We start from the raw sequence: 2,695 nt of genomic DNA, 5'->3' as shown, positions 1-2,695 counted from the left end.
GTAAGCGCTCAATTTGGCACACGGGACCGGTAAAGTTGCGTGGCGATAGATCTGCGCTTACCGCGTCGCGGTAATCGGCGCGAGTCGTGTTAATACGGTTGTTGGATCAAGCGATTTCACGCGCTGAATCCGTAGGCTTCCAGAAGTTGAACGGCAGCAGGTCAGTGATATCGGCATCTGGTGCGCGTTGCGGTAATTCGCCGAGTACCCGTACGAGATATGCATAAGGTTCGACGTTGCACGCCCGGCACGTGAGCATCAAGCTGTAGATCATTGCACTGGCCTTCGCACCAGCAACGGTGTCACTGAACAGCCACGAGGATCTGCCGGTGCAGAATGGCCGGATGTCGCGCTCGATGACGTTGTTGTCGATTGGCGCGCGCCCGTCGTTCACGTAGCGGCTGAGGTAGGTCCACTGGTTGCGCGTATAAGAGATCGCCTTGCCCAGCAGGCTCTCTGGAAGGATTTGCGGTGCCTGTTCATCGAGCCATTTCCGCAACGACTCGAGCAGCGGCACGCTGTGTTGCTGGCGCAGCCCGAACGTGTAGTCGACGCGCGTCTCGCCTTCAGGCAGATCACCTTTTGCGAGTGTTTCTACCTGGTAGAGCGCCTTGAAGTATTCCAGCCCGTGTGCGGCACGACCGCCTGGTTTCTTCATGCCCTTAAGAGCATCCACAAAGGCGCGCCGCGCGTGGGCCAGGCAACCAAAGTGCGTCGGGCCTTCGAGCGTGCGCCATGCGGCATATCCATCGGTCATCAGCAGACCTTTGTAGCCGGCGAGGAACGTCCGGGGATGGTCCTGCCCGCGTCCCGGCTGGTAGTCGAACAGCACGACGGGCTCAGGGCAGTCTTCGGCACTGCGGTACACCCACATATACGAGGTGCTCTGGGCGGCTTTGCCCGGCTCCTTGAGCACCTGTACCGTTGTCTCGTCGCCGTGAATCAGCTGTTGCGACAGCAGCGTTGTGCGCAGCGCCTTATACAGACGGCTGTAGTGCAACTCGGCAGGCCGGATGATCCAGTTCGCCAGCGTGCCGCGTCCGACTTCAATGTCCGCGCGTGCCAGCGCATGGGCCATCCGGTATAGCGGCGTTCCGTCGACGTATTTGCCCGCCGTGACCGTGGCGATCATCGCCGCACTGGCATTGCTGCCCGGCAACGGCTGGACGGGCATCGGTGCAGTGATCACCGGCGTGCGCTCCGCGTGACGCTCGCAGCGGCGACACGCGTATTTGAAGCGCACGTGCTGAAGCACCGATGCCTTTACTTCGATATGCAACTGTTCGCTGATCTCTTCGCCCATGCGGTGCAGTGCGTGCGCGCAGCACGGACATACCTTCCCGCTTTCGGGCAGGTCGTATTCAATGCGCTGACGCGGCAGGTGCGCCGGTAACGGCTTACGTCCCGGTTTGCTTCTCGTGGGTGTCGGCGGATCCGGCAGACCCGTGTCAGGGAGCACAAACGCGTCGTCGGTGCCGCCGGCGTCCACGTCGTCGGCCTCGGTGCCGGCGATCTGTTCGGCCTCGTCGAAGACGCGATCCTTGAGCTTCTCACTACTCGGGGCGAATCGCCTGCTCTGCGCGAGGCGAAACTGCTCTTCGAGCTGGGTAATCCGTTCGCCCAGTTGCCGGTTGCGTGTCTCGAGTTCACGGATATAGGCCTGGGCGGCCGGTGGCAATCGGGAGAAGTCGTCCTCGTTCATGCCACCACGATAGCGAAGTGTCGCGCGCGGTGGGTTTACGGGAATTTGTAACAGGCCGGCCAGTTGTTGCTGACGTGCGACGCCCGATGCTCAGCTGGCGTGATGGTATGACCGTACCGGGTGGCGGCGCACAGCCTCAATGTCGATGCCATCCAGGAGCCAGTGCAACTGCTCGCTCGTCAGCTCGACGACGGTCTGCTGCCGGCGTGGCCATACGAAGTGGTCTTCCTCGAGGCGTCTCAACATCATCCAGAAACCGTTGCGTTCGTAGAACAGCAGTTTGACCCGGTTGCGTTTGCGGTTGTGGAAGGCGAACACGGCGCGAGCAAACGGATCGAGTTGCATGGACTGTTCGACGAGTGTCACGAGGCTATTGATGCCGGCCCGGAAGTCGATCGGTTCGCGATGCAGGAAGACCGCCAGATCGGCCTCGAACCGGAACATCAGCGCACTCCCAATGCGGCGACCATCGCATTGACGATTGCCGCGTCGTCTGCTGAACATTCGAGCTCAAGCTTCACGCCGTTGGGCAGGTGAGCCGATAGCCGTGCCAGTCGTGGTGACCGTGGCGAAACGCAGGATGATTCCGCTCTGGTGGCGCGGTGCGGCGCGGGTGCGGATGCCATGACTGTTGTCGGCTCGTCGATCGCGACGACCGGGACAAACGCTGACGATGCGACCGACACGTCGTGCCTGATCGGGGGCCGGTCCTGTTCACGCGCCTGAACCCATTTATGCAACTGGTTGGCGTTCACGCCAGCCTTAAGCGCGAGGCCCGATAGCGACGCGCCGGGCCGCATACACGCTTCGACCAGTCGTCGTTTGCCCGCCGGGTCGAAGCTTCGCTTGCCGCCGACACCAACACGCGTCACGCGCAAAGGCAAAAAACTCAGGTCATCTTCTGTCATGGATTGCGTCCGCAAAGTTGGGTTGCGGACGCAATCGTGAGCCTTCTCAATAATGGACGCTAGGTGTGCGAAATCGCGCGCTTAC

At 61.5% G+C, this 2,695-nt stretch carries 3 protein-coding genes; all 3 read right to left on the bottom strand.

Annotated features, from left to right (window positions below; all coding sequences use genetic code 11):
- Positions 1 to 106: 106 nt before the first annotated feature.
- Entirely contained in the window at positions 107 to 1,702 is a 1,596-nt protein-coding gene (gene tnpC / locus ABQJ48_RS37555; RefSeq protein WP_367842901.1) for an IS66 family transposase, read from the bottom strand.
- A gap of 90 nt (positions 1,703 to 1,792) precedes the next feature.
- Positions 1,793 to 2,146, bottom strand: coding sequence for an IS66 family insertion sequence element accessory protein TnpB (gene tnpB, locus ABQJ48_RS37550; RefSeq protein WP_367842900.1), 354 nt, complete (start codon positions 2,144 to 2,146; stop codon positions 1,793 to 1,795).
- The gene (gene tnpA / locus ABQJ48_RS37545) at positions 2,146 to 2,610 is read right to left on the bottom strand and encodes an IS66-like element accessory protein TnpA (protein ID WP_367842899.1); all 465 of its coding nucleotides are present in this window, start codon (positions 2,608 to 2,610) and stop codon (positions 2,146 to 2,148) included. Before tnpA ends, tnpB begins: the two co-directional genes overlap by 1 nt.
- Positions 2,611 to 2,695: the final 85 nt, after the last annotated feature.

This window comes from Paraburkholderia suaedae, assembly GCF_040812055.1.
Lineage (GTDB): Bacteria > Pseudomonadota > Gammaproteobacteria > Burkholderiales > Burkholderiaceae > Paraburkholderia.
This window is presented reverse-complemented; position numbering and strand designations above follow the sequence as displayed.

Bases quoted from the DNA above. Each gene is read 5' to 3' on its own strand.
- tnpB (WP_367842900.1), bottom strand. From the start codon at position 2,146: ATGTTCCGGTTCGAGGCCGATCTGGCGGTCTTCCTGCATCGCGAACCG.
- tnpA (WP_367842899.1), bottom strand. From the start codon at position 2,610: ATGACAGAAGATGACCTGAGTTTTTTGCCTTTGCGCGTGACGCGTGTT.
- tnpC (WP_367842901.1), bottom strand. From the start codon at position 1,702: ATGAACGAGGACGACTTCTCCCGATTGCCACCGGCCGCCCAGGCCTAT.